Source organism: Actinophytocola sp., from assembly GCF_009379765.1.
Classification (GTDB): domain Bacteria; phylum Actinomycetota; class Actinomycetes; order Mycobacteriales; family Pseudonocardiaceae; genus Actinophytocola.
Genome location: NZ_WHTD01000121.1, coordinates 1 through 25,019 on the forward strand (window position 1 = coordinate 1; position 25,019 = coordinate 25,019).

Annotated in this window: 24 protein-coding genes and 1 tRNA gene; 11 read left to right on the plus strand and 14 right to left on the minus strand. The window is 70.0% G+C overall.

The features are described 5' to 3' along the window. From GEV28_RS29730 to GEV28_RS29740, 3 genes are all read right to left on the minus strand, one after another. The coding region (locus GEV28_RS29730) for a transposase domain-containing protein (RefSeq protein ID WP_291415770.1) at nt 1-431 on the minus strand (431 nt) is incomplete at its 3' end. Next, nucleotides 419-898 carry a YdcF family protein gene (locus GEV28_RS29735; RefSeq protein ID WP_367115220.1) on the minus strand — a complete coding sequence of 160 codons (480 nt, stop codon included), beginning with the start codon at nt 896-898 and terminating at the stop codon, nt 419-421. The genes GEV28_RS29730 and GEV28_RS29735, both read right to left, overlap by 13 nt. Before the next feature lie 249 nt (nt 899-1,147). After that, the gene (locus GEV28_RS29740) at nt 1,148-1,858 is read right to left on the minus strand and encodes an HAD hydrolase-like protein (protein ID WP_291415771.1); all 711 of its coding nucleotides are present in this window, start codon (nt 1,856-1,858) and stop codon (nt 1,148-1,150) included. A 79-nt stretch (nt 1,859-1,937) separates the two neighbouring features. On the opposite strand from GEV28_RS29740, the gene GEV28_RS29745 reads away from it, so the two are divergent. Beyond that, nucleotides 1,938-2,285, plus strand: a complete 348-nt coding sequence (locus tag GEV28_RS29745; RefSeq protein ID WP_291415772.1) for a helix-turn-helix transcriptional regulator — start codon at nt 1,938-1,940, stop codon at nt 2,283-2,285. Between the two features lie 125 nt (nt 2,286-2,410). Here GEV28_RS29745 and GEV28_RS29750 read toward each other — a convergent pair whose 3' ends face one another. Both GEV28_RS29750 and GEV28_RS29755 read right to left on the minus strand, forming a co-directional pair. Then, on the minus strand, nt 2,411-2,824 hold the full coding sequence (locus GEV28_RS29750; RefSeq protein WP_291415773.1) for a hypothetical protein: 414 nt from the start codon (nt 2,822-2,824) through the stop codon (nt 2,411-2,413). Then, nucleotides 2,821-4,155, minus strand: coding sequence for an XRE family transcriptional regulator (locus GEV28_RS29755; RefSeq protein WP_291415774.1), 1,335 nt, complete (start codon nt 4,153-4,155; stop codon nt 2,821-2,823). The genes GEV28_RS29750 and GEV28_RS29755 overlap by 4 nt, the downstream gene beginning before the upstream one ends. A 282-nt stretch (nt 4,156-4,437) precedes the next feature. Here GEV28_RS29755 and GEV28_RS29760 point away from each other — a divergent pair, with 282 nt between their 5' ends. Then, nucleotides 4,438-4,908 (plus strand): hypothetical protein, encoded by a 471-nt coding sequence (locus GEV28_RS29760; protein ID WP_291415775.1) that lies wholly within the window; start codon nt 4,438-4,440, stop codon nt 4,906-4,908. A gap of 646 nt (nt 4,909-5,554) precedes the next feature. Here the strand turns inward: GEV28_RS29760 and GEV28_RS29765 are convergent. The 3 genes from GEV28_RS29765 to GEV28_RS29775 all read right to left on the minus strand — a co-directional run bounded on the left by GEV28_RS29765 (nt 5,555) and on the right by GEV28_RS29775 (nt 6,627). Then, nucleotides 5,555-5,626: transfer RNA gene (locus GEV28_RS29765), tRNA-Val, on the minus strand. A 39-nt stretch (nt 5,627-5,665) separates the two neighbouring features. Continuing rightward, nucleotides 5,666-6,130 (minus strand): peroxiredoxin, encoded by a 465-nt coding sequence (locus GEV28_RS29770; RefSeq protein ID WP_291415776.1) that lies wholly within the window; start codon nt 6,128-6,130, stop codon nt 5,666-5,668. Nucleotides 6,131-6,195: 65 nt separating this feature from the next. Next, the gene (locus tag GEV28_RS29775; RefSeq protein WP_291415777.1) at nt 6,196-6,627 is read right to left on the minus strand and encodes a DUF3052 domain-containing protein; all 432 of its coding nucleotides are present in this window, start codon (nt 6,625-6,627) and stop codon (nt 6,196-6,198) included. Between the two features lie 187 nt (nt 6,628-6,814). Between GEV28_RS29775 and aceE the strand changes: the two genes are divergently transcribed. The 7 genes from aceE (at nt 6,815) to GEV28_RS29810 (ending at nt 16,426) form a co-directional block, all read left to right on the plus strand. After that, a complete protein-coding gene (gene aceE / locus GEV28_RS29780) occupies nt 6,815-9,613 on the plus strand; it encodes a pyruvate dehydrogenase (acetyl-transferring), homodimeric type (protein WP_291415778.1) in 2,799 nt (932 codons plus the stop codon). Between the two features lie 509 nt (nt 9,614-10,122). Continuing rightward, nucleotides 10,123-11,301: a helix-turn-helix domain-containing protein gene (locus GEV28_RS29785; RefSeq protein ID WP_291415779.1), complete on the plus strand. Its 1,179-nt coding sequence runs from the start codon at nt 10,123-10,125 to the stop codon at nt 11,299-11,301. 126 nt (nt 11,302-11,427) lie between these two features. Then, nucleotides 11,428-12,390, plus strand: coding sequence for an ACP S-malonyltransferase (locus tag GEV28_RS29790; RefSeq protein WP_291415780.1), 963 nt, complete (start codon nt 11,428-11,430; stop codon nt 12,388-12,390). Beyond that, nucleotides 12,387-13,361: a beta-ketoacyl-ACP synthase III gene (locus GEV28_RS29795; RefSeq protein WP_291415781.1), complete on the plus strand. Its 975-nt coding sequence runs from the start codon at nt 12,387-12,389 to the stop codon at nt 13,359-13,361. Before GEV28_RS29790 ends, GEV28_RS29795 begins: the two co-directional genes overlap by 4 nt. 35 nt (nt 13,362-13,396) lie before the next feature. Next, complete coding sequence (locus GEV28_RS29800) at nt 13,397-13,648, plus strand: acyl carrier protein (protein WP_291415782.1); 252 nt, start codon at nt 13,397-13,399, stop codon at nt 13,646-13,648. 44 nt (nt 13,649-13,692) lie between these two features. After that, on the plus strand, nt 13,693-14,940 hold the full coding sequence (locus tag GEV28_RS29805) for a beta-ketoacyl synthase (RefSeq protein WP_291415783.1): 1,248 nt from the start codon (nt 13,693-13,695) through the stop codon (nt 14,938-14,940). Between the two features lie 46 nt (nt 14,941-14,986). Continuing rightward, the gene (locus GEV28_RS29810) at nt 14,987-16,426 is read left to right on the plus strand and encodes an acyl-CoA carboxylase subunit beta (RefSeq protein ID WP_291415784.1); all 1,440 of its coding nucleotides are present in this window, start codon (nt 14,987-14,989) and stop codon (nt 16,424-16,426) included. Between the two features lie 55 nt (nt 16,427-16,481). Here the strand turns inward: GEV28_RS29810 and GEV28_RS29815 are convergent, their stop codons facing one another. Both GEV28_RS29815 and GEV28_RS29820 read right to left on the minus strand, forming a co-directional pair. Next, entirely contained in the window at nt 16,482-17,063 is a 582-nt protein-coding gene (locus GEV28_RS29815) for a hypothetical protein (RefSeq protein WP_291415785.1), read from the minus strand. A gap of 18 nt (nt 17,064-17,081) precedes the next feature. Continuing rightward, nucleotides 17,082-17,573: a DUF3145 domain-containing protein gene (locus tag GEV28_RS29820; protein ID WP_291415786.1), complete on the minus strand. Its 492-nt coding sequence runs from the start codon at nt 17,571-17,573 to the stop codon at nt 17,082-17,084. Nucleotides 17,574-17,800: 227 nt separating this feature from the next. Between GEV28_RS29820 and GEV28_RS29825 the strand changes: the two genes are divergently transcribed. Further along, on the plus strand, nt 17,801-19,111 hold the full coding sequence (locus GEV28_RS29825; protein WP_291415787.1) for a hypothetical protein: 1,311 nt from the start codon (nt 17,801-17,803) through the stop codon (nt 19,109-19,111). On the opposite strand, the gene GEV28_RS29830 is transcribed toward GEV28_RS29825, so the two are convergent. Further along, the gene (locus tag GEV28_RS29830; RefSeq protein ID WP_291415788.1) at nt 19,098-19,928 is read right to left on the minus strand and encodes an alpha/beta fold hydrolase; all 831 of its coding nucleotides are present in this window, start codon (nt 19,926-19,928) and stop codon (nt 19,098-19,100) included. The genes GEV28_RS29825 and GEV28_RS29830 overlap by 14 nt on opposite strands. Before the next feature lie 218 nt (nt 19,929-20,146). Here GEV28_RS29830 and GEV28_RS29835 point away from each other — a divergent pair, with 218 nt between their 5' ends. Then, nucleotides 20,147-20,491, plus strand: coding sequence for an Lsr2 family protein (locus GEV28_RS29835; RefSeq protein ID WP_291415789.1), 345 nt, complete (start codon nt 20,147-20,149; stop codon nt 20,489-20,491). Between the two features lie 79 nt (nt 20,492-20,570). Here the strand turns inward: GEV28_RS29835 and GEV28_RS29840 are convergent, their stop codons facing one another. From GEV28_RS29840 to GEV28_RS29850, 3 genes are all read right to left on the minus strand, one after another. After that, complete coding sequence (locus tag GEV28_RS29840) at nt 20,571-21,467, minus strand: oxygenase MpaB family protein (RefSeq protein ID WP_291415790.1); 897 nt, start codon at nt 21,465-21,467, stop codon at nt 20,571-20,573. A 438-nt stretch (nt 21,468-21,905) separates the two neighbouring features. Next, a complete protein-coding gene (locus GEV28_RS29845; RefSeq protein WP_291415792.1) occupies nt 21,906-23,459 on the minus strand; it encodes an acetolactate synthase large subunit in 1,554 nt (517 codons plus the stop codon). 21 nt (nt 23,460-23,480) lie between these two features. Beyond that, nucleotides 23,481-24,854: an FAD-binding oxidoreductase gene (locus GEV28_RS29850; protein WP_291415791.1), complete on the minus strand. Its 1,374-nt coding sequence runs from the start codon at nt 24,852-24,854 to the stop codon at nt 23,481-23,483. Nucleotides 24,855-25,019 lie beyond the last annotated feature (165 nt).

Genomic DNA, 25,019 nt, shown 5'->3' on the forward strand with positions numbered 1-25,019 from the left:
GCGGTCAACCGCCTGCCCCGCCAGAACACCCCCACCGTCTCGACGGTTCCCACCGGACCGGCAACCTCACGAAACATCAACTTCACCGGAGCCGGACCCAGCCGCTGCCTAGCCTTGGTGATCGACCCACTCCACGGCACATCCGAATCGGCGTCATCCAGATCGTCATCACCAACCCCGGCCCACACCATCCCATCGGTGAGCTGCCGCAACACCTCCTCATAGCCATGCTCACGCCACAACCACATCGCCAAGGTGAAATACACCATCAACCGAGACGGAAGATCACGACGACGCTTCTGCGACACCCCAGCCTCAGCCACCGCCGCGTCCACCAACACCGGCGGGAACATCCGCGTCAACACCCCGATAGCCACACGATCAGACACCCGATCCTTGGCCGCCTTCGCCTCACGCGTCACCCATGCCACAGCGCAAGATCATACACACCCAACCACCTAAGGAAGCGGTGTTGGGCGTAGGCCCGGCGCTCCATATAGGGCTTGGAGATGAGCAGCAGCGAGCGCGGCGAGTGGCCGTGCTCGGCTAGGAGTGCGCGGGACAGCGCGATGTTCTGGCCGGTGTTGCTGGCCTGCGGTTCTACCAGGATGGCGTGATCCGGCACGCCGAGTTCGATGGCGTGCTCGCGGTAGTGCACGGCCTCGCCGCGCGGGAAGCGCTTGGCCGTGGTCGAGCTGGTGGCACCGCTGAACACCAGCACAGGGAAGAGACCGGCCTGATACAGCTCGGCGGCGCAGGCAGCGACCCCGAGGTCGTGGCTGCCGAGGCCGATGGCCACGTCGCAGGGCGACACGTCATGGCCGACCTGGTGGTAATCCCAGATGGTTCGGGCGTCCTGCCAGTTCTGCTCGGTGATGTCGCCGCGCGAATTGATCACTACTCGATCGCTCCTTTAGTAACAAATTAGCGCGCCTGGAACTCCAAGTCAGTGCGGATATTGTCGATACTCCGCAATTGGTGTGAGAGTCCGAATTCACGAGACATGCAGGCAGCTTGCCGGAGGATCGCCAGGCCATTGAATTCTTGTGCTCATCGCACGCCTTCGATGCTACCTACGCAGTCGCTTCGTGCTCCAGCTGCAATCGCTGCACCAACCACCCCAGTCGTCTGGCACATCTACCTCAGGTCAACCCAACGTGCTACTTATGACTTCATTGACACTGCGCAGTGACCGAGTTGTCCAGTTTGCGCCAGCGTTTTGCAGTTCGCCGATACTCGTCTTTCCGGTCGCTACCCCAATGACCCTCACACCTGCCCGCAGTCCGGCAGCCACGTCGTTTGGTGTGTCCCCGACGAGCACCGTGGTGTCCTTGTTGAACGCGATGCCCGTGCGCTGGCGGGCACGTTCCTGCGCGATCGCCACCAGCTCGGCTCGTTCCTGGTGGTCGTCTCCATACGCGCCAGCCTTGAGGTTGAGGAACTGGTCGAGCCCGAAGACCTCTAGCTTGATGCGTGCGACCTCGCGCAGATTGCCGGTCAGGACGGTCTGGAAGATCGCCGAGTCGGCGGCCAGAGTCGCCAGCGTGTCGTAGGCGCCGGGTAACGCACGGCCTGTCGTGGCAAGTTCATCTCGTGTGTCTTCGTAGCCCTGAATAAGCGCTGCTGCCAGCTTGCCGCGCGCCTCATCGGTCGGCTTGATCCCGTTGATCCGCAGCGTCTCCCGCATGATGTCCAGCTCGGTCCGGCCGGACACCTTGGCCAGTTCGATGAGCGGTCGGCCGGTGGCCGCGGGGAAGGCGCGCTGGTAGATGGTGAAGCCGACGCCGCGGGTCTCGATCAGGGTGTGGTCGACGTCCCAAAGGACCAAGAGGCGCGGTATCGAACGGCTGAGCGGCACACCGAAAGTGTGCCACCTTCCATGCCTGCAACCGTCTGCGTACGATCAATGCTGGTCGGGACCTATTGGGAGACGTGACATGCATGGTGATCTGGCGGCGTTCGGCGAACGCTTGCGCCAGGCTCGCCAGCAACGCCACCAGACCCAGGCGGTCGTCGCCGGTCTGTCCGACATCACCACGGACTACCTGTACCAGATCGAGCGCGGCAAAAAGCTGCCCACACTGCCGGTCGTGGTACAGCTGGCCCGCGTGCTCCGAGTGCCGGTAGCCGACCTGCTCGGCGAGGCGCCTCCAGCAGCACCCACCCTGCCACCCATCGAGGCAGGCGCGGCCATCCACCGGGCGCTGACACAGCCACTTCCGACCACCACCGAGCTCGATGTCACCGACCTTTACGACCAAGTCCACGCCGCCTGGCGGACATAGCAGAGTTCGCGGCGTCGTTACAGCCAGCTCGGCAGTCACCTGCCGAGCCTCATCACGGCGACCGAGCAACTGCGCCGCCCGCATCCCGACACCAGCCAAGACGCCGAGCGCTGCGCCGTTGATCTCTACGGCCTGGTGCGCACGGTCCGGGACCGTTCGCAGAGGGCGATGATGACGGACTCGGCCCAGTGCTGCTTGTCATGAGCCAACACGCGGCCGTCGGCAACCCTGTCCTGGACGTCCTTGATGTCCTCCAGCGTCACGTACCGGGCAGTCGACAGCTGTTGCCATGCGGCGGGAAGCTGCGACAGCGCTGTCGCCGCCAGTGCGGCGGTCTGCGGATTCTTCGCCCGCACGTTGAGCTCGTCGGCGACAATGTCGATGATCACCACCGTGTCCGACCCGATCTCTGCGAGCACCTCCGCTTCGATGGCGGGGTCGACAGCCATGGTCAGCAGGGAGCCGGTGTCGACGAACCAGATGCGTCCGCTGTGCTCACTTGCCGTGGCGCCGGCTGATGGCTGCTCGGCCGGGCTCACCGGGATGCGGCACCTGCCGCGACGCCCCGGTGGGGGACCGCGGTCGCGGTGTCGCCGTCCTCGCCGAACATAACTTCGTCGAAGAGCGCGTCGTCATCCTCACGGTCGAGCAGTCGCGCGATGGTGTTCATGCCGACCGTGCCGCTACGTGCCGCGTCGAGTGCCACGGTCACCAGGCGGGCGGGTGGACGGAGGTCTTGGGTGACTGTGACTGGCGTGGAGCTGTCGCCGCTGAGATGAGCCGCCGCGTTGACAATCGCATGCGCCGACAGGCGCTCCTTAAGAGCCGCGCTGTCCGCGGCCTGTAGAACGCCGGCGGCCACGAGCTGCGACAGCGTGCATTGAAGGGACACTCCATACCGCGTCATCAAGTAGCCGAGCGCCACCCGGCCACGGGTGGTCGCTGCCGTCACGTAGGCCCCCGTGCAGTCCAGCCAAGCAAGGGTGGCGTCCATGGCGCGGACTGGCAACAGCAGGTGCGCAGCGAACGCGTTGACGCGACGTTCACGGTACGAGTTGGCGAACATGTCTCTGCTGCTTTCCTCGATCACGTCGCGCGGGTCGCGCAGCAGGTGGTGGCCGAGCTCGTGAGCGAGAGTGAATCGCACGCGCCCGGCCGTGTAGTCGCTATTTGCCAAGATCAGTGCCCGGTCGCCGTCGTGTGCGCACAAACCGTCCCCGCCATCGCCAAGTGGACTGAGCGCCACATCGGCCGCGAAGTGCATCTCGATCAGCGCAGGCAGATCGGGAATCGCCGCTGACCCCAGGTCCAGGGCCCGGCGGACCTCGTCGGCCAGGGCGCGACCCTGACGCTGTGCTTCCGGCTGGGTCCGGGGAGAGGACGCATAGCGGGTAGCGGCGAGCTGATGAATGGCTGCGCCGCCCGGGCTGAGCTGATGACCCGGCATCCCTGCATAGTGTTCGAGCCGGTCTTCGATTTCCAGCAACTCCACCGCGCGCTGACGGAGGCGTGAACTGTCCTGACTGGCGGCAACCCGATGGGCGAGCGCTAGCGCGGGCCGGCTCGCATCGGCCGAACCCAGCAACGACTGGATCGAAACCCTCAGAGCATCCGCCAGCATCGGAAGCTCGCGGGGAGACACCCGTCGGTGACCGTGCTCGATCTTGCTCACCTTGTCGCGGGTCAGGCCGACAGCCGCGGCGAGCTGACCGACGTCCAGCCCCGCCCGCCGGCGCGCGTCACGCACCCGGGCACCCACCGCGGAGTGCAGCACCGCACCGGCCGCAGCACCCTGCGGGGTGACCGCCTCGGAGTCGAGTTCCTCGAGTCCGAGACGTGCGGCGACGTCGACGGCAGTGTCGCGACTCATGTCTCCTCCTTGTCGTTCACGTACTGTTCCAACAGTACCAGATATCGCAAACATTCCAATATCGGTGTGCGATACACAGCCCCTGACGCTGCTGTCCGGGTCCGCTTCATCACCGACCGTGGTCATCGAAAGGTCGGCGGGGACTGCCGTGGGCTGCTCGACCTGTGTCCGTCGGCAGCATCGGCGTGTGGTGCCTCCGCCTTCAGCAGGCTTCTCGTAGGCTGGTTGACCTGCACTGGACGAAAGAGGTGCCCGTTCGGGACCGTCGACCGCGCAGGCCCCGTGGACGTCTGGGTGACGCTGGGCCTGATCTTGGCGGTGCTCGGTGTCGCCATCTCGATCTACTATGGGCGCAAGCAAGGGCGGCCACAGCCATCTCGTCGACCCAAGATCGCGGTCCGAGTGACGAACAATATCCCTGTCTATGACCTGCCTGGCGGCCGCCAAGAGCTTGGTGATCATTTCGTCGCTGTCGAGGCCGTGAACACCGGCGAGCAGGCGATCACCATCACCGGCTGGGGGATCGAACTGCCAGACGGCAGGGGGGTGTTTGTGACCCGCCCGCCGAACTGGGCGACCCGGCTACCTCACGAACTGCGGCCAGGCGCCGCGCCCGCCCGGCTGCTAATCCCCGCCGACGATCTGCGACGGATCAACCAAGATGACAACATCGCGTTCGACGATATGCGCCCATACATCGACCTAGCGGACGGGACCAACGTCTACGCCGACCGCCCAGTGCCGTTGGCGTAACCGCCGGGACGACAAGTTACACCCGTCTTCGGTCCGCCCGATCCTTGAGTACTCGGCGGCTGTCCGCAGGTGATCTGCGGGACCGGCGAACGGATCTCGAACGAAGCCAGGTCCCACGGAGCGCTGGAACGGTGTTGTCCGTGGGTACCACGGCAACGTTCGCTCGGGTGCGGCAGACCATCAGTGGATCGGTCCGCGCGGACAGTGCGCGACTGTCGACACAAGGAGCAAGGGCGTGCGCTTCGACACAAGATCAATAGCGAGACGTCCTATCTCCCTCGGCGCGACCGCCGTATTTCTGGACAGTAAGTGGACAGCCAAGGGCCCACCGGTAAGAATCCCAAAGCACGAGGTTGCGCCCCACCCGCAATCGGCTGGCCAGGACGGCCCTTCCTCGATCGTGGCAATCTTGTTGGCGACGAGGAGCAGCCCAACACAGAGGGACCGCAGTGCCAGCGAGGACGAACGACGGGTGACGGGCGACGACCAGGCTCGGCGTCGAGGTGGACAAACTCGCCCGTGATCAAGTCCGTGGAGATCGGGACGCGTGGCCGAACTCAGTCGTAGGTGGGCCGAGACTCGTACCGAAACAACCCACCGGTACCAACCCCCACGTGCCGAAACGGCCCTTCACCTGCATCAACAGTGGGCGTAGTAGGACTCGAACCTACGGCCGCTCGGGTGTAAACCGAGTGCTCTTCCGCTGAGCTATACGCCCTACCCCGGCGACCCCGAAACGGAGCCGCCGGGTGAGGAGTCATGCTGACAGGGCGGCGACCGCCTTCTTCCAGGCCAGCTGGTCGCGTGCCTCGCCGGGCTGGTTGACCTCCGCGAAGCGGACCACGCCTGTCTTGTCGACGAGGAACGTCCCCCTGTTGGCCAGGCCGGCCGCCTCGTTGAACACACCGTACGTGGTGGCGACCGCCCCGTGCGGCCAGAAGTCCGACAGCAGCGGGAACTGGTAGTTCTGCTGCTGCGCCCACGCCTTCAGGCTGAACGGGGTGTCCACCGACACCCCGAGCACCTGCACGTCGGCAGCCGAGTACTCGGCCAGCTCGTCCCGGAGCTGGCACAGCTCACCGGTGCAGATGCCGCTGAACGCGAACGGGTAGAAGACCAGCAACACGTTCGACGAGCCCCGGTAGGACGACAGTGAAACCTGCTGGTTGTTGTAGTCCTTGAGGGTGAACTCCGGTGCCTTCGAACCGACCTCGACCGCCATACGGCATCCTCCTGCTGTGCGTGTCCCGGGTGCGGCGCAAGCCTAGGCCACCCCCGGTGAACGTCTCAGCGCTTGGACTTGGCGGACTTGGGCGACACCAGCCGGGTGGCCGACCAGTCGCTGCCGACGCTGACGCTCGAGGTCTGCGAAAGCCCCGCGGTCGGCACCGCCTCGGCGATCTCGCTCGGTTCGACATGGCCGTCGCGGCCGGTCTTGGGTGTCAGCACCCAGATCACGCCCTCGTCGGCGAGTGGGCTGATGGCATCCATGAGGGCGTCGACCAGGTCGCCGTCCTCCTCACGCCACCACAACAGAACCACGTCGACGACGTCGTCGGCATCCTCGTCGAGCAGATCGCTGCCGATCCGTTCCTCGATCTCGGCGCGCGCGCCGTCGTCAACGTCCTCGTCCCACCCGATCTCCTGGACGACCATGCCAGGCTCGATCCCGAGCCTCTCGGCGACGCCGGCCTTGCCAGCGTCTCCCGCGGCGACCACGGCTTCCACTCCTCCTCGACGCCAACGCGGTGGCCGGACCAAACCACCGCTCAACGGTAATTGGGATAGCGAACACTGAGCGTGCCCACCTGCGCAACCACCCACGCCGGGCGTACTCGCCGGTAACGATGACGCGAGCGGCCGTCGAGACGACGATGAAGGTGGTGATGATGGCAGAGTTAACACCATGAGCGCAGGCACTGGAGATCCCCTGGCTTCGCAGAACAGCGGAACCGGCGGCAAGCAGCCCGAGCGGGTCCGTGTCATCCGGGACGGCCTCGCCGCCTACCTCCCGGACATCGACCCGGACGAGACCACCGAGTGGCTGGAGTCGTTCGACGCGATGCTGTCCTCCGGCGGCCAGCAGCGCGCCCGCTACCTCATGCTCCGGCTGCTCGAGCGCGCCCGGGAGAGCCGCGTCGGCGTACCCGCGCTCACCAGCACGGACTACGTCAACTCGATCCCCACTGACAAGGAACCCTGGTTCCCGGGCGACGAGGAGGTGGAGCGCCGCTACCGGGCGTGGATCCGGTGGAACGCGGCCATGACCGTGCACCGCGCGCAGCGCCCCGGCGTGGGCGTCGGCGGGCACATCTCCACCTATGCGTCGTCCGCGACGCTCTACGAGGTCGGCTTCAACTGGTTCTTCCGCGGCAAGGACCACCCCGGCGGCGGCGACCAGGTGTTCTTCCAGGGCCACGCCTCGCCCGGCATGTACGCGCGCGCGTTCATCGAGGGCCGGCTGTCCGCCGACCAGCTCGACGGGTTCCGCCAGGAGTTCTCCCACGGCGGTCCCGGCGCCGGGCTGCCGTCGTATCCGCACCCGCGGCTCATGCCGGACTTCTGGGAGTACCCGACCGTCTCGATGGGCCTCGGCCCGATGAACGCGATCTACCAGGCGCGGTTCAACCACTACCTGCACGACCGCGGCCTCAAGGACACCTCCGACCAGCGGGTGTGGGCCTTCCTCGGCGACGGCGAGATGGACGAGCCGGAGTCCCGCGGCCTGATCCACGTGGCGGCCAACGAGGGCCTCGACAACCTCACCTTCGTGATCAACTGCAACCTGCAGCGGCTCGACGGGCCGGTGCGCGGCAACGGCAAGATCATCCAGGAGCTGGAGGCGTTCTTCCGCGGCGCCGGCTGGAACGTGATCAAGGTCATCTGGGGCCGCGAGTGGGACTCGCTGCTGCACGCCGACCGGGACGGCGCGCTCATCAACCTGATGAACACGACCCCGGACGGCGACTACCAGACGTACAAGGCCAACGACGGCGCGTTCGTCCGCGAGCACTTCTTCGGGCGGGACCCCCGCACGAAGGAGCTCGTCACGCCGATGAGCGACCAGGAGATCTGGAACCTCAAGCGCGGTGGCCACGACTACCGAAAGGTCTACGCGGCCTACCAGGCGGCCACCGAGCACCACGGCCAGCCGACCGTGATCCTGGCGAAGACGATCAAGGGGTACGGCCTCGGGCCGCACTTCGCGGGCCGCAACGCGACCCACCAGATGAAGAAGATGACCCTCGACGACCTGAAGATGTTCCGGGACTCCACGCACGTCCCGATCTCGGACGCCGTGCTGGAGAAGGACCCGCACCTGCCGCCGTACTTCCACCCCGGCCAGGACTCGCCGGAGATCCAGTACCTGCTGGAGCGGCGCCGCCAGCTCGGCGGCTTCCTGCCGGAGCGACGCGGCAAGGCCAAGGCCCTGGTGCTGCCCGGCGACAAGGTCTACGACGTGGTCCGGCGCGGCTCCGGCAAGCAGGAGGTCGCCACCACGATGGCGTTCGTCCGGCTGGTCCGCGACCTCGCGAAGGACCCCGAGATCGGCCCGCGGCTGGTGCCGATCATCCCGGACGAGGCACGCACGTTCGGCATGGACTCGATGTTCCCGACGCAGAAGATCTACAACCGGCTCGGCCAGCTGTACACGTCGGTCGACGCCTCGCTCATGCTGTCCTACAAGGAGAGCGAGCAGGGCCAGATCCTGCACGAGGGCATCAACGAGGCCGGCTCGACCGCGTCGTTCACCGCCGCCGGCACCTCGTACGCCACGCACGGCGAGCCGATGATCCCGATCTACATGTTCTACTCGATGTTCGGGTTCCAGCGCACCGGCGACGGGCTCTGGGCCGCGGCCGACCAGATGGCCCGCGGGTTCATCCTCGGCGCCACCGCGGGGCGGACCACGCTCACCGGTGAGGGCCTGCAGCACAACGACGGCCACTCGCTGCTGCTCGCCGCGACCAACCCGGCGGTGCTCGCGTACGACCCGGCGTGGTCGTTCGAGATCGCGCACATCGTCAAGGACGGGCTGCGCCGCATGTACGGCGACGCGGCCGAGGACATCTACTACTACCTCACCATCTACAACGAGCCGTACGTGCAGGCGCCCGAGCCGGAGAACCTCGACGTCGAGGGGCTGCTGCGCGGGCTCTACCGGTACCAGGCGGCGCCGGAGGGCTCCGGGCCGCGGGCGCGGATCCTCGTGTCCGGGGTGGCGATGCCGTGGGCGCTGCGGGCGCGCGAGCTGCTCGCCGACGAGTGGGACGTGCGGGCCGAGGTCTGGTCGGCGACGTCGTGGTCGGAGCTGCGCCGCGACGCCGTGGAGACCGACCGGCACAACTTCCTGCACCCGGAGGCGGAGCCACGCAGGCCGTACGTGACCCGCGTGCTGTCCGAGGGCGCGGGACCGGTGGTCGCGACGTCGGACTGGATGCGCGCGGTGCCGGACCTCATCAGGCCGTGGGTGCCCACCGACATGCTCACGCTGGGCACCGACGGGTTCGGCTTCTCCGACACCCGACCGGCCGCCCGCCGCCACTTCCTTGTCGACGCCGAGTCGATCACCGTGGGTGCGCTGGCGGCCCTGGCCCGGCGTGGTGAGGTACCGAAGTCCGTGGTGGTGGAGGCGGCACGCAAGTACCGCATCGACGACATCGCCGCGGCCGGCCCGCAGACGTCGGACTCCGGGGTTGCCTGACTCTGGGTAGTACTTCTGACCTGCGCTGATGAACCGTTCCCACGATAGGGGGACAGCGCTGGCGGCCTCCCCCTGGTCCGTCCATAGTGGAATCACCGGTGGGGACCGGGGAGAGGGGCCGCCCGGCGGCGAGCGCACCGCGCCGGGCGGCTCCGCGTCCTTCGGTCGCCCTGTTCGGTGCTGGCGCACCTTCCCTCGGGCAGACGCGGGTTTCGACCCTGGGGGGCGACCCCCCAGACCCCCACGGTGCGAGCTCCTCCCGACCCAGCTCGGTCTCGCTTCGCATCGACAAGCCTCGCGCTCGCTTCGCTTCGCGACTCGCGAGTCCAACGTTCCGGACCCGCGAGTCCAACGTTCGCGACTCGCGAGTCCCCCACTCAGAACCCGCGAGTCCCCCGTTGCTGACCCGCGAGTCCCCGGTCGGGGTCCGCGAGTTCCGGTTCCTGACCTGTGGGGACCCGTCCTTGCTCGCGGGTTGGGGTCGGGGGATGTCGCTATACAGTCAGGCCATGGTGAAGGTCTCGCGGGAGACGCTGGCGGCGCTGGACCACGCCTCCGGCAAGCTCGCCTCCGCCGCGCTCGCCTCCATGGACGAGCAGTTCGCCTGGTTCGGCCGCATGCCCGCCGACCAGCGGGCGAGCGTGCAGCTCATCGCGCAGACCGGCGCGGCCGGGTTCACCGCCTACCTCCGCGACCAGCGCGAGGCCATCCGGCTCACCACCGACGCCTTCCGGCAGGCGCCCCGCGAGCTGTCCCGCTGGATCAGCCTCCGCCAGACCGTCGAGCTGGTCCGCGTCGCGCTGCACGTCATCGAGCGGGAGGTGCCCGACCTCGCCGCCGACGAGGAGGAGCGCCAGGTCCTCACCGAGGCCGTCCTGCGCTACGGCCGCGAGGTCGCGTTCACCTCCGCCATGTCCTACGCCTCCGCCGCCGAGACCCGCGGCGCCTGGGACGCCCGCCTCGAGGCCACCGTCGTCGACGCCATCGTCCGCGGCGACGCCGAGGAGTCACTGCTGAGCCGGGCTGCCGCGCTGGGCTGGGACCTCGACGAGCCCGCCACCGTCCTCGTCGGCAAGTCCCCCTCCGACGACCCGCCGACCGTCATCTACGAGGTCCGCAGCCGGGCCGCCCGCACCAACCGGCCCGTCCTCCTCGGCGTGCAGGGGTCGCGCCTGGTGATCGTGCTGGCCGGCGAGACGGACGTGACCCGCGAGCCCAACGACATCCTCAAGAAGATGTCCGCGTCCTTCGGCGCCGGCCCCGTGGTCGCCGGCCCGACCGTGGACACCATCGCCGACGCGCACCGCAGCTCCGCCGACGCGCTGTCCGGCCTGCGCGCGGTCGTCGCCTGGCCCACCGCGCCGCGCCCGGTCCGCTCGACCGACCTGCTGCCCGAACGCGCCCTCGCCGGCGACCCGGAGGCCGAGTGGCAGCTCATCGAGCAGATCGCCAAGCCCCTCGAGGAGGCGGGCGGCGCGCTGCTGGAGACCGTCGAGACCTACCTGGAGGCCGGTGGCGTGCTGGAGACCTGCGCGCGGCTGCTGTTCGTCCATCCGAACACGGTCCGCTACCGGCTGCGCAAGGCCACCGATCTGACCGGCCGCAACGCCAACCTGCCTCGGGACGCACTCGTGCTCCGCATCGCGCTGGCGGTCGGGAGGCTGTCCCGGTCACGGGGCCTGTGGTAGGAGGTTCAGACAACACAGAAGCTCCTTTATCGTTCATCAGGCAGCAACCTTTGTAGGGTTTCTACAAAACGCTCGCCCCGACTTGGTGACTGTCAGCATCCCGTCAGAGGCCGGGCAACGTGTGTAGTGGACACCGTGCTCGCGCTACTCGCCCCAGGCCAGGGCTCCCAGACTCCCGGCATGTTCACCCCCTGGCTCGAGCTGGACGGCGCCCGTGAGCGGGTGACCGCCTGGTCCGAGCTGACCGGCCTCGACCTCGTCGAGCTCGGCACCACCGCGGACGCCGACGCGATCAGGGACACCGCGATCACCCAGCCGCTGGTCGTCGCGCTCGCGCTGCTGGCCTTCGAGGAGCTGCGGCGCCGCCACGAGCTGCCCGCCGACGTGCTGGTGGCCGGGCACTCCGTGGGCGAGCTCGCCGCAGCCGCGATGGCCGGCGTGCTGAGCGCCGACGACGCCGTCGCGCTCGCCGCGGTACGGGGCCGGGAGATGGCCGCCGCGTGCGACCTCGCGCCCACCGGCATGGCCGCGGTGATGGGTGGCGAGCCCGAGCAGGTCGTCGACTGGCTCGCCGGGTTCGACCTGACCCCGGCCAACCGCAACGGTGCCGGTCAGATCGTCGCCGCGGGCGGGCTCGACGCCGTGGACAAGATCGTCGCCGACAAGCCCGAGTTCGTGAGGAAGGTCATCAAGCTCACGGTGGCCGGCGCGTTCCACACCCACTACATGGCGCCCGCGCGGGACGCGCTGCGCGAGAAGGCCGCCGGCATCACCGTCGCCGACCCCACCAGGACGCTGCTCTCCAACGCCGACGGCGCGGCGGTGAACACCGGCGCCGAGATGCTCGACCGGCTGGTCGAGCAGGTCACCCGGCCGGTCCGGTGGGACTCCTGCATGGCCACGATGGCCGCGCGCGGCGTGCGGACCGTCACCGAGCTGCCGCCCGCCGGCGCGCTCACCGGTCTGGCCCGGCGCGAGCTCACCGGGGTGACGATCATCGGCCTCAAGAAACCCGACGACCTGGCGAAGGTGGCCGCCGCTCTGTCCAGCATCCACGACTCCGCCACCGAAGGGGAGGCCACCGCATGACCCAGCTGCGACTGTCCCAGGGCGCCGCGGCCACGCGGATCCTCGGCATCGGGAGCACCCAGCCCGAGCACGTGGTCACCAACGACGACCTGTCGAAGGTCATGGACACCAACGACCAGTGGATCCGCGACCGCGTCGGCATCGCCGAGCGCCGGTTCGGCGGACCCGAGGACACCGTCGTGTCGATGGCGGTCGACGCGGGCTCCAAGGCGATCGCCGCCTCCGGGCTCACGCCGTCGGACGTGGACACCGTGATCGTGGCCAACTGCACGAGCACCGTGCCGATCCCGAACGCCGCGGCCCAGGTGGCCGAGCTGGTCGGGGTGAAGGCGGCCGGCGGGTTCGACCTCAACGCGGCGTGCGCCGGGTTCTGCTACGCGCTCGCGTCGGCGTCGGACATGGTCCGCGCCGGATCGGCCAAGCGCGTGCTGGTGATCGGCTCGGAGAAGCTCACCGACGTGGTGGACCCGGCCGACCGGTCCACGGCGATCATCTTCGCCGACGGCGCGGGTGCCGCGGTGGTCGGTCCGAGCGACGAGCCGGGCATCGGCCCGGTGGCCTGGGGCACCGCGGGTGAACTGGTCGACCTGATCGCCATGCCCGACCGCAGGTACATCTCCCAGGAGGGCCAGTCGGTCTTCCGCTGGGCGACCACGAGGATCGCGCCGATCGCGCTGCGTGCGCTGGAGCTGGCGGGCATGCAGCCCTCCGATGTGGACGTGCTGATCCCGCACCAGGCGAACCTGCGGATCGTCGAGTCGATCGCCAAGAAGCTGCGGCAGAAGGGTGCCCGGGAGGACATGGTCGTCGCCGACGACATCGTCACCTCGGGCAACACCTCCTCCGCGTCCATCCCGATGGCGATGGACCACATGCGGGCGGCGGGCCGGGTGCATTCCGGCGACGTCGCGCTGCTTATCGGGTTCGGCGCGGGCCTGTCCTACGCCGGCCAGGTCGTGCTCTGCCCATAGTTGTCGCTTTCCCCCAACAGAAAGAGAGATGCACCATGGCCGAGAAGCCCACCGAGGAAGAGATCCTCGCCGGTCTCGCGGAGATCGTCGAAGAGGTCGCCGGCGTCGAGGCCGACGAGGTCACCGCCGACAAGTCCTTTGTGGACGATCTGGACATCGACTCGCTGTCCATGGTCGAGATCGCCGTGCAGGCCGAGGACCGCTTCGAGGTCAAGATCCCGGACGCGGAGCTCGCGAACCTGAAAACCGTCGGGGACGCGGTCAGCTACGTCTCCAAGAACGTCTGAAACTCCGCCACGAACTGGCGGCCAGAGCCACCACGGAGGGGGCAATGAGCACCGTCGATGTGGTCGTCACCGGCATGGGTGCGACGACGCCGCTCGGCGGCGACGTCGCGTCCACCTGGGACGCCTTGATCGCCGGCCGCAACGGCATCCGCACCAACGACGCCGAGTGGGTCGCGAAGTACGACATGCCCGCGAAGCTGGCCGCACCGCTGGCTGTCGAGCCCAGTGAGGTCCTGCCCCGCGTGCAGCTGCGCAGGCTGGACCGCTGTGAGCAGATCGCGATCGTCGCCGCCCGGCAGGCCTGGGCGGACGCCGGTTACGAGACCCCCACCGAGGAGAGCCAGCCGGTCGACCCCGACCGGCTCGGCGTCGCCATCGGCACCGGCATCGGTGGCCCGGTCACCCTGCTCGACCAGGACGACCTGCTCGAGGCGCACGGACTGCGCAAGGTCTCGCCGCTGACCGTGCCGATGCTCATGCCCAACGGGCCGGCCGCGCACGTCAGCATCGAGCTGATGGCACGGGCCGGGGTGCACGCCCCGGCGTCGGCGTGCGCGTCCGGCGCCGAGGGCCTGGCCACCGGGTGGCAGATGATCCAGTCCGGCCGGGCGGACGTGGTGGTCGCGGGTGGCGCCGAGGCGTGCATCCACCAGATCACCGTGGCCGGGTTCGCCCAGTCCAGGACGCTGTCCCTGCGCAACGACGAGCCCGAGCGCGCGTCCCGGCCGTTCGACGTCGACCGGGACGGGTTCGTGCTCGGCGAGGGTGCCGGCGTGCTGGTGCTCGAGCGCGAGGACCACGCCAGGGCCCGCGGCGCGCGGATCTACGGCAAGCTCGCCGGCGCCGGCATCACGTCCGACGCCTACCACATCACGGGCAACCACCCGGACGGCATCGGCCAGATCAACGCGATCAGGCAGGCGTTGCGCACGGCCGGCCTGTCCCCCACCGACATCGGCCACGTGAACGCGCACGCCACGTCCACTGTGGTCGGCGACATCGGCGAGGCGGTCGCGATCCGCAAGGCGATCGGCGACCACGTGGTGCTGACCGCGCCGAAGAGCTCGATGGGCCACCTCGTCGGCGGTGCCGGCGCGGTCGAGAGCATCGCGACGCTGCTCTCGATCTACCACGGCATCATCCCGGCCACCCGGAACCTCGAGAACCAGGATCCCAAGGTGGAGTTGGACATCGTCGCCGGTGAGCCCCGCAAGCTGGAGCTCAACGCGGCCGTGAACGACTCGTTCGGTTTCGGCGGGCACAACGTGGCCCTGGCCTTCACCGCGGCCTGATCACAAGTCACGACACTGACTTTCGCATGACCCGGAGGGGAACCCGATGACTGCCCTGGCCACCCGTCCTCCAGAGGGCGGAGCGCGTCAGCTCGATCCACGTGAGCCGGAGGTCCGGCTCACGAAGCTGCTCGACGAGGGCTCGGTCGCGCCGTTGCGGCCGGGTGACTCGAGTGGTGTGTACGCGGTGCGCGGCCGTATCGAGGGCACGAAGGTGATCGCGTACTGCACCGACGCGACGAAGATGGGCGGCGCGATGGGCACCGAGGGGTGCCGGCACATCGTGGAGGCCATCGACGCGGCGGTGCGGGATCGGTGCCCGGTGATCGGGGTGTGGCACTGCGGTGGCGCGCGGCTGGCCGAGGGCGTGGAGTCGCTCGACGGTGTGGGGGTTGTGTTCGCGGCGATGATCCGCGCGTCGGGTCGGGTGCCGCAGATCTCCGTCGTGGTCGGCCCGGCCGCCGGCGGAGCGGCCTACGGTCCGGCGCTGACCGACGTGGTGATCATGTCGCCGGAGGGTCGGGTGTTCGTCACCGGCCCGGACGTGGTGCGGTCGGTCACCGGGGAGCAGATCGACCAGGAGGGCCTTGGCGGCGCGGAGGCGCACGGCCGCAAGTCCGGTGTGGTGCACGTGCTGGCCGACAGCGAGCCGGACGCCTACGTCCGGGCTCGGCGGATCACCTCGCTGTTCGCCAGGCCGGGGCTGTTCGACCTGCACGCGGTGCGGGGCGAGGAAGACCTGCGGGCGCTGCTGCCCGAACAGAAGAACCGGGCCTACGACGTGAAGCCGCTGCTGCGCCGGATCCTCGACCGGGACGCCGACGACCTGCCGCATGTCGAGGAGCTCCAGGCGAAGTGGGCGCCCAACATCGTCGTCGGCCTTGGCCGGCTCGGCGGGCGCACGGTCGGCGTGGTCGCGAACAACCCGCTGCGCAAAGGTGGGTGCCTGGACTCGCTGTCGGCGGAGAAGGCCGCCCGCTTCGTGCGGATGTGTGACTCGTTCGGCGTGCCGCTGCTCGTGGTCGTCGACGTGCCCGGATACCTGCCCGGCGTCGGGCAGGAATGGGACGGCGTCGTGCGGCGCGGCGCGAAGCTCCTGCACGCGTTCGCCGAGGCCGTGGTCCCCAGGGTCACGCTGGTGACGCGGAAGTCCTACGGCGGCGCCTACATCGCCATGAACTCCCGCTCGCTGGGCGCGACCGCGGTGTTCGCCTGGCCGGAGGCCGAGGTCGCCGTGATGGGGGCCAAGGCGGCGGTCGGGATCCTGCACCGCAAGAAGCTGGCCGCCGCTCCGGAGGAGGAGCGGGAGGCCCTGCACAGCCGGCTGACCGAGGAACACGAGCGGATCGCCGGCGGCCTCGACCGGGCCATGGCCATCGGCGTCGTCGACGAGATGATCGAGCCGCGCCAGACCCGGCGCAAGCTGGCCGAGGCACTCGCCGCCGCACCCGCTGGAAGGGGCGCGCACGGCAACATCCCACTCTGACCGCACCCGCCGCGAACCGGCGCCCCTCGGTGCACTCGGCACCCGGGGCGCCGTCTCAGGCGCAGGCCTCGTGCTGTGGGCTGGCGCTAGCCGGGCTGCTGTCCAGCTTCCAGCCGTCCCGCTCCTGGACCAGGGGGAACACCACGTTCCAGTGGATGCAGGGCGCCGGCAGCTCCTTCGGGGCGTCGGCCGGGTCCTGGACGCTCGTGAAGGTCATCAGCACCCGGGCCGTGTCCCGCTCACCCAGCTCGACACGGTAGATGAGGATGCTGCCGTCGTGGGTGGTCCGGTAGTCCGACCGCCACTCCTTCTCCGGCGTCGTGTCGATGCGCTCGCGGATGACCGTGCGTTGCCAGGCCGTGTAGTCACGGGAGTTGATCGCGTCGAAGTAGCGCTGCAGCAGCTCCCGCACCGTCTCGTACAGCGGGTGGGACGTCGCGTCCAACGTGCCCTCGACGGTCGCCGGGCCGGGTTGCTTGCTCGGCGGGATCGAGGTCTGGGCCGGGAGCACGGCCGGCGGCGCCGAGGTACCCGGATCCTCGTACAGCGTCCGCGTCAGCAGGCCGCCGACCGCGGTGGCGATCACCGTGATCAGCAACACCGGCAGCAGCCACAGCTGGCGGGGACGGTCAGGCACCAGTAGAGAGTGCCACGCTCACCCCACCCGGTGCAGCCAGGTCACCGGGGCGCCGTCGCCCGCCCGGCGGTACGGCTCGAGCGCGGCGTCCCAGGAGGCGCCCAGCAGCTCGTCGATCTTGTGCGCGAACGCCTCACCCGCCCGGCTGGCCGTCGCCATCGCGCGCAGCTGGTCCTCGCCCACCACGATGTCGCCGTTGGCCGAGGTACGCGCGCGCCAGAGACCCAGGGTCGGGACGAAGCAGAAACGCTCGCCGTCCACGCCCTCGCTCGGTTCCTCGGTGACCTCGAACCGGACCATCGGCCACGCCTTGAGCGCACCCATCAGCTTGCCGCCGGTACCGGCGTCGCCGGTCCAGCCGCACTCGGCCCGAAGCTGTCCCTGCGCCGCGGGCTGCGCGGTCCACTGCAGGTTCGCCCGAACTCCGAGGGTGCCCGAAATAGCCCACTCGACGTGCGGACATACCGCAGACGGCGACGAGTGGACGTACACCACGCCACGAGTGCTCACTGCTGACCTCCGCTTGATCGACGAGGAACCGTCTTCCCCTACGTCCTCGTCCACGGTGGACAGCTCGCGCACTCCAACCACTGTTATCGGCGCCCATTGTGCCCTGCGCCGACACGTTTTCGCCACACCGACGCGGAATCACCGGGCTCGCCACGCCAAGCGTGGCCGTCCAGCTACGGTTGTCCGGTTCGGGTGACCCACCGAGAACGCTGTCGGGGAGGTGCAACGTGCGACTGGTCCGGCTCGGCGAGGAGTCCTCCAAGGTCGGTGCCGACGTGCGCGCCGCGCTCGCCTCCTGGGGCCGCGGCGACGCGGTCGTGGGCGGCGTCGCGCTGATCGGGTGCCAACCCGGCGACAGCCCGCGCATGGTCGACGCGATCGTGCTGCTGCCCCGCGGCGTGCTCGTGGTCGTCGGGGTGGACCTGCCCGACCCCGCGGTGCGCCTGGAGGCACCGCTGTCCGCGCAGTGGCGGACCGACGGTTGGCCGCTGGTGCGGCCGGACGGCGTGGTCAACCCGGCCACCGAGGCGATGGCGGCGGTCGGCGCGATCAACCGGCATCTCGAGAACGCCCGGGTGGAGCCGCTGCCGGTGGGCACGGTGATCGCGGTCGGGCCCTATGTATCGCAGGTCCAGCAACCCACCGCCGACCTGCTGCGCGGCGTCCGGGTGCTGCACCCGGAGCCGGGGACGCTGCTCACCGCCGCCCGCGAGCTCGCCGTGCACCCTCGGCCGTGCACGGTGGCGCAGGCGCGCGGGATCCTCGCCGCGCTGGAGCCGGACAACCCCACGCTCGCGGCGATCGACTTCGAGGCCGAAGGGTTCACCGACACGGTCAAGCCCGACCTCGGCGCGGCCAGCACCACCGTGATCCCGCGCATCCAGAGCCAGCCGTCGCGGACCGGTGCCACGAGCCGGTCGACCCCGGCGCCGGCCGGCCGGCGTCCCGGGGGGCAGCTGCGCTGGCTGCCGGCCGGTGCCGCGGTGCTGGTCGCGCTCCTGCTGCTGACCGGGATCGTCTACGCCATGGCTTCCGCCGGGGACGACGACCCCGCGGACGGCGGCACCCGGACCACGCAGACCCAGTCGAGCACCATCGAGGTCGACGGCGTGTCGTTCACCCCCAAGGGCTCGGTCGCCGACACCGACTGCGCCGCCCACGCGTACGGCGACGTGCAGGTGTGGCTGGAGCGCAACCGGTGCGCCGAGCTGGTTCGGATGCGCTTCGAGTCCTCATCGGACGACAGGACCGCGGCGGTGCTCGTCGCCGTGCTGCGCTTCCCGGAGAGCGCGCTCGCCGGCGAGCTGAACACGGTGGCCGACAAACCGGGCAGCGGCGCGATCGTCGACGCCTCCACCGAGGGCGAGGCGTGGCCGGGCGGGAACAAGCCGTTCTTCGAGTCGGCGGCCTACGCCAGCGGGCGGGAGGGCAACAGCCTCAAGCTCGTGCAGACCGTGTGGATCGGCGCACCATCCGCACCGGACGACGAGCGGCTGACGAAGCTCGCCGACGCGGCGCTGAGCCTCAACGCCCCGTAGCAGCGGTGTGCGCGACGAGCGCCGGCACGACGAGGTCCCACACCGGCGGTGGCAGCTCGTGGCCCGCCTTGTCCATGATCAGAAGCGTCGCGCCGGGGATCGCGTCCCGCAGCGCCTGCCCGTGCGGGAGCGGGAACACCGGGTCGAGCTCGCCGTGCACCACCAGCGTGGGCACCGCGATGTCCCCGAGCCCGGCCGGCGCGTCCAGCTCGATGGCGAAGTGGTTGGTCAGGCAGGCGGCGAAGTCCCGGGTACGGGCCACGTCGCGTTCGGCGATCAGTCGGACGGCGTTCTCGTCGTGGTACGGCGACTCGCCCGAGTAGGCCCGCATCAGCCCCACGATGTGGTCGACGACCGCGGCCGGGTCGGCCGGGTCCGGGCCGCCCGCTCCGACGTGCCGGAGGAAGCCCGCCGACATCGGGGGCAGGTCCGCGGCGCCGGTCGTCGTCGAGACGAGGGTCAGCGACGCCACCCGGTCAGGGTGCTCGAGGGCGGCGGTCGTCACGATCGCACCCGCCATCGAGCGGCCCACGAGGTGCGCCCGGCCGACGCCGAGCGCGTCGAGCACGCCGATCGCGTCGGCCGCCATGTCCCGCAGCGAGTAGCCGGGCCGACCGGCCGGATAGGACACCGACCGGCCGGTGTCGCGGTTGTCGAACCGGATCACGAACCGACCGGCCGCCGCGATCCTCTCGCAGAGCTCGGCCTCCCACCACAGCATCGACGCGCACGCGCCGTGTACCAGCAGGACCGCCGGATCGGCGGCGGCGCCGAATGTCTCGACGCAGAGCTCGACCCCGTTCGTCTCGATCATCATGTCGTCGTCCTTCCTCCGCGCAGGCCGTTCGGCCGGGCATCGTGACGTTGGAACGACGAGATGGGGCGGAACTCATCGGTTCGGGTGGTTTTCGAGACGTCCTCCGATGAATGTGACGTTGGCGGCATTCGCCACACCGGGGACCTTCACCTTCCGATGACTCGGCGGCCGTTAGGCTCAACGGCGCTCGTTTCGAATTTCCCACCCCGGAGGACCCTGTGGCGCAGAAGACCATTCTCGAGCTGGTCGACGACCTCGATGGTGGGCAGGCCGACGAAACCGTGGCCTTCGCCCTGGACGGGGTGGACTTCGTGATCGACCTGTCCACCGACAACGCCGCCCGCCTCCGCGACACGCTCGCCGAGTTCGTCGGCCACGCCCGCCGCACCGGGGGCCGCAAGCAGCGCGGCAAGGCCGTGGTCGCGGTGGGAGCCGGGGTGACCAACGGCAAGCCGGACACCCAGGCGGTCCGCGAGTGGGCCCGGAGCCAGGGTGAGACCGTCGCCGAGCGCGGCCGGGTTCCGCATGCCCTGGTCATCCGTTTCCAGGAAGCGCACTCCTGACCCGGCTGCGACACCCGGCTGCGACACATCGAGGTTCGATGCCTCGAACGCGTCGTTCAGGGCATGCCGCGGCACCGACTTACCGACCCGGTAGCCGCGCGGCGGACGGGGTCGCCCAGCGGCCCAGCCGCCGCACGGCCCACAGCGGGTGTGGCTCCAGCCGGCCCAGCCGCGGCTCACGCATCACCCGTGCGGTGTTGCGCAGGAACGTCCGCACGCCCACCGACACCCCGCGCAGCGCCGCCGTCGCCACCGGGCCGGGATACGCGCGCCGGCCGTACAGCGCGACGGCCCAGCTCGGGAGCAGCGAGTACGCCAGGTGCCCCACCACCGGCTCGTACACCCGCACCCCGAGCGCCAGCGCACCCTGCACCGGCGGCCGGTGCAGGAACCGGTAGATCTCGTCGGCGTCCTCGGTGCGCCGCAGGAGCGGCCGGGTAAGCCTCAGGTACTCGGTCATCTCCGCGACCGAGCCGGGCACCTCGTCGGGGTCCAGGCCGACCAGCGAGGCCGACCGTCGCTGCTCGTCCAGGTAGCGGTCGGCGTGCGCGACGGTCAGCGGGAAACCCGCGCGGCGGCCGACCGACAGGAACGACGACACCTCCGCGCAGTGCACCCACAGCAGCAGCTCCGGCTCGTCGATCCGGAACAGCTCACCGGTGTCGGGGTCGACCGCGCGCAGCCCCCGGTGCACCTGCCGTACCCGGGCGGCCCGCGCCGCGATCTCCTCGCGCGTGCAGTAGGTCGCGGCGCCGACGAAGTTCGCGGTCCGCACCAGCCGGCCGAGCGGGTCGGTGCGGAAGTCGGAGTTCTGCACGACGCCCGCGACCGCCCGCGGGTGCAGTGCCTGCAGGTAGAGCGAGCGAACCCCGGCGAGCCACATCGCCGGCTGGGCGTGCAGCTGCCAACTCACCGAGTCCGGCCCGAACAACCCCGGATCCGGCTCGGCCGGTGCCTTCCGAACCTCACTGCTCATGAACCCATTGAACCCCGCCCCACCCCCGTGTCGCCCCGCCCCGTCGCCGAGCCGACCCACAGCGACGCCGAGTCGACCCGTGACATCGCCATGCCGACCCACAGCGACGCGTGTCGTCCCGTGGCGTCGCCGTGTCGTCCCGTGGCGTCGCCGTGTCGTCCCGTGGCGTCGCCGAGTCGACCCCTCGCGTCGCCGAGTCGACCCGTGGCGTCGGGTGGCGAAGACGGCCGGTGGTGAACGCCATGCTCGTCCAACCCGGCCGGCGACCACGCCACGGGATGACACGGCAACGCGGGAGGCCGACTCGGCGACGCGGGAAGCCGACACGAGCACGCCACCGGACGACACGACAACAGGAAGCCGCCGACCACGTTGATGGTGCCGAACGCGATGGCCACCACTTCGTCGTTGAAGCGGGCCACAACCGTCTACACAGGTCTACACCAGTGGCGGCACCATGGCCTCGACAACGTGCGGACCGGGCTCGGCGAGCGCCTTGGCGAACTGGTCGGCCAGCTCCTCCGCGGTCGTCGCGCGGGTGGCCGGTACACCCAGGCCCCGCGACAGCGCGACGAAGTCCAGGTCCGGGCCGGACAGGTCGAGCAGCTGGCTCGCCTTGGGGCCGGCCCCCTCCGCGCCGACCCGGGACAGCTCCATCCGCAGGATCGCGTACGCCCGGTTGTTGAGCAGGACCGTGGTGACGTCGAGGCCCTCGCGGGCCATCGTCCACAGCGCGGACACCGTGTACATCGCGCTGCCGTCGGCCTGCAGGCAGACGACCGGGCGGTCCGGACACGCGACCGCCGCGCCGACCGCGACCGGGAGGCCCTGGCCGATCGCGCCACCGGTGAGGGTCAGCACGTCGTGCGGCGGGGCGCCGGCGGTGGTCATCGGGATCATCAGGCCGGACGTGTTGGCCTCGTCGGACACGATGGCCGCCTCGGGCAGCAGCGCGCCGATGACCTCGGTCCAGTTCTGCGGGGTCAGCGGGCCGCTCGGCACGCCGGGTCGGACCGGCTCCTGCAGCACGGGCTTGGTGTCCGCGGCGACCTCGTCGGCGAGGTGCTCCAGCGCACCCGTGCCGTCCTCGCCGAGCACCGACAGCACGTGCACGTGGCAGCCGTCCGGCCTGAGCTCGCTGGGCTTGCCGGGGTAGGCGAAGAACGACACCGGCGACTTCGCGCCCACGAGCACGAGGTGCCTGACGTCGGAGAGCTGCCACTGGACCTGCTCGGCGAGGTAGCCCAGCCGCTCCACGTTGGGCAGGCCGGCGCCGCGCTCGATGCGGGCGGGGAACGTCTCGGCGAAGAGCTTCACCCCGGTCGCCGCGGCGATCCGGCTGGCCGCGACCAGCCCGCGCTCGCGGGTGGTGCCGTGGCCGAGCAGCAGCACGGTCGGCTCGCCACCACGCACGATCTTGGCGATCTCGGCGACCCGGTCGTCGTCGACCGGGACCGCAGCGGGTGCCTCGACCTGCTCGCCGACCACGCCGCCGGCCGACCAGGACACGTCCGCGGGCAGCACGAGGTTGGCGAGCTGGCCGGGCTGGGCGAGCGCCGCGGCGATCGCGGCGGCCGCGTCCGCGCCGACCTCGTCGGCCGCCTTGGAGGTCCTCGACCAGCCGTGCAGCCAGCCGGTCAGCGCGTCGATGTCGGACTCCAGCGGCGCGTCGAAACCCTTGTGGTAGCGGGCGTGGTCGCCGATGACGTTGACGATCGGGGTGTGCGCGCGCCGGGCGTTGTGCAGGTTCGCGAGCCCGTTGGCCATGCCGGGGCCGAGGTGCAGCAGCGTGGCCGCGGGCCGCTCGGCCATCCGCCCGTAGCCGTCGGCCGCGCCGGTGACCGTCCCCTCGAACAGGCTCAGCACCGCACGCATCTCGGGCACCGCGTCGAGCGCGGCGACGAAGTGCATCTCGGAGGTGCCGGGGTTGGCGAAGCACACGTCGACGCCGCCGTCGACGAGGGTCCGCAGCAGCGCCTGGGCGCCGTTCATACTCACGTCTCTCCAGTCCCCTCAGTCGAACAGCACGCCGGGGTTGAGAATCCCGTTGGGGTCGAACGCTTTCTTGATGCGCCGCATCAGGTCGACCTTGTTGGGGTCCTCCAGCTCCAGGAAGTGCCGCTTCTTCTCGTGCCCGATGCCGTGCTCGCCGGAGATCGCCCCGCCGAGCGACATGCCGGTGGCGAACAGCTCGTGCAGGACCTTGTGCCGCACCTCGGGGTCCTTCTGGAACACCGCGAGGTGCACGTTGCCGTCGCCCGCGTGGCCGCAGCCGACGACCAGGGTCTGGTGGCCCTGCGCGATCTCCAGCACCTTGGCGAAGAAGTCGGGCAGCGCCGCGCGGGGCAGGACGGTGTCGATGATGTCGTCCGCGCCCGCGCCCTTGGCGGTGAAGAACGCCCGCTCGCGCGCCTCGATGAGCTTGCGGGCGGCCGGGCCGGGCAGCACGTAGGTTTCGAGCGAACCGAGCTCGCCGAGCAGCACGCCGACCGCCTCGACGTCCTGGTCGAGCCGCTCCGGGGCGTTGTTCTCCAGCATCACCACGAGGTAGGCCTGCGCGGTGTCCCGGATCTGGTCCGGGACGCCGAGCGAAAGGTCGGCGGTGTAGGTGATGGCGCCCATCGTGAGCGCGTCGATGTACTCGAGGATCAGCGGGCCGATGCCGCTGCCGACGACCTTGGGCACCGCGCGGGCGACCGTGGCGAGGTCGGGGAACGGCGCGAGGATGGTGGCCTGGTGGGACAGTCTCGGCTGGAGCTTGAGCACGGCCTCGGTGACGAGCGCGAGCGTGCCTTCCGAGCCGACGATCAGCTGGGTGAGGTCGTAGCCGGTGCTGGCCTTGACGAACTTGCCGCCGGTGCGGACGACCTCGCCGGTGGGCAGTACCGCCTGCAGGCCGAGCACGTGGTGGCGGGTGACGCCGTACTTCACCGCGCGCATGCCGCCCGCGTTGGTGTTGACGTTGCCGCCGAGGCTCGCGGACAGCTCGCCCGGGTAGACCGGGTAGACCATGCCGACCTCGGCGGTGCGTGCCTCGAGGTCGGCGAGCGTGACGCCGGGTTGCACGACCGCGACGTGGTTCTCGGTGTCGATCTCGAGGATCTTGTTCATCCGCTCGAAGGACACGAGGACGCCGTCGGCGCGCGGGGTGGCCGAGCCGGACAGGCCGGTGCCGCTGCCGCGCGCGGTGACCGGGGTGCCGGTCGCCGCGGCGAGCGTGAGGATGGCGGCGACCTCCTCGGCGCCGGCCGGGCGCACGACGTGTGCGGGCCGGGTCGGTTCGACGGTCAGCGTCTCGTCGTGGGTGTAGTCCTCGCCGATCGCGTCGCCGGAGAGCACGTGCTCCGCGCCGACGATCTCCGCGAGCCTGGCCCCGATGTCCGCCATTGGACTCCTTCCCTCATCGGCAACCTTAGGGCTTGGAAATGAACAACACGCTCAACTGGGTGTGTCGGTCGGGCTGATGGTGTAGTTCCATTCGCCGTGCCACTCGTGTGGGGTCAGATACCGCGCGAGGAGTGTTCTCATCTCACGATCGGTGATCTTGATGCC

Bases quoted from the DNA above. Each gene is read 5' to 3' on its own strand.
- GEV28_RS29745 (WP_291415772.1), top strand. From the start codon at position 1,938: ATGCATGGTGATCTGGCGGCGTTCGGCGAACGCTTGCGCCAGGCTCGC.
- aceE (WP_291415778.1), top strand. From the start codon at position 6,815: ATGAGCGCAGGCACTGGAGATCCCCTGGCTTCGCAGAACAGCGGAACC.
- GEV28_RS29810 (WP_291415784.1), top strand. From the start codon at position 14,987: ATGACTGCCCTGGCCACCCGTCCTCCAGAGGGCGGAGCGCGTCAGCTC.
- GEV28_RS29840 (WP_291415790.1), bottom strand. From the start codon at position 21,467: ATGAGCAGTGAGGTTCGGAAGGCACCGGCCGAGCCGGATCCGGGGTTG.
- GEV28_RS29850 (WP_291415791.1), bottom strand. From the start codon at position 24,854: ATGGCGGACATCGGGGCCAGGCTCGCGGAGATCGTCGGCGCGGAGCAC.
- GEV28_RS29805 (WP_291415783.1), top strand. From the start codon at position 13,693: ATGAGCACCGTCGATGTGGTCGTCACCGGCATGGGTGCGACGACGCCG.
- GEV28_RS29830 (WP_291415788.1), bottom strand. From the start codon at position 19,928: ATGATGATCGAGACGAACGGGGTCGAGCTCTGCGTCGAGACATTCGGC.
- GEV28_RS29770 (WP_291415776.1), bottom strand. From the start codon at position 6,130: ATGGCGGTCGAGGTCGGTTCGAAGGCACCGGAGTTCACCCTCAAGGAC.
- GEV28_RS29845 (WP_291415792.1), bottom strand. From the start codon at position 23,459: ATGAACGGCGCCCAGGCGCTGCTGCGGACCCTCGTCGACGGCGGCGTC.
- GEV28_RS29755 (WP_291415774.1), bottom strand. From the start codon at position 4,155: ATGAGTCGCGACACTGCCGTCGACGTCGCCGCACGTCTCGGACTCGAG.
- GEV28_RS29800 (WP_291415782.1), top strand. From the start codon at position 13,397: ATGGCCGAGAAGCCCACCGAGGAAGAGATCCTCGCCGGTCTCGCGGAG.
- GEV28_RS29785 (WP_291415779.1), top strand. From the start codon at position 10,123: ATGGTGAAGGTCTCGCGGGAGACGCTGGCGGCGCTGGACCACGCCTCC.
- GEV28_RS29795 (WP_291415781.1), top strand. From the start codon at position 12,387: ATGACCCAGCTGCGACTGTCCCAGGGCGCCGCGGCCACGCGGATCCTC.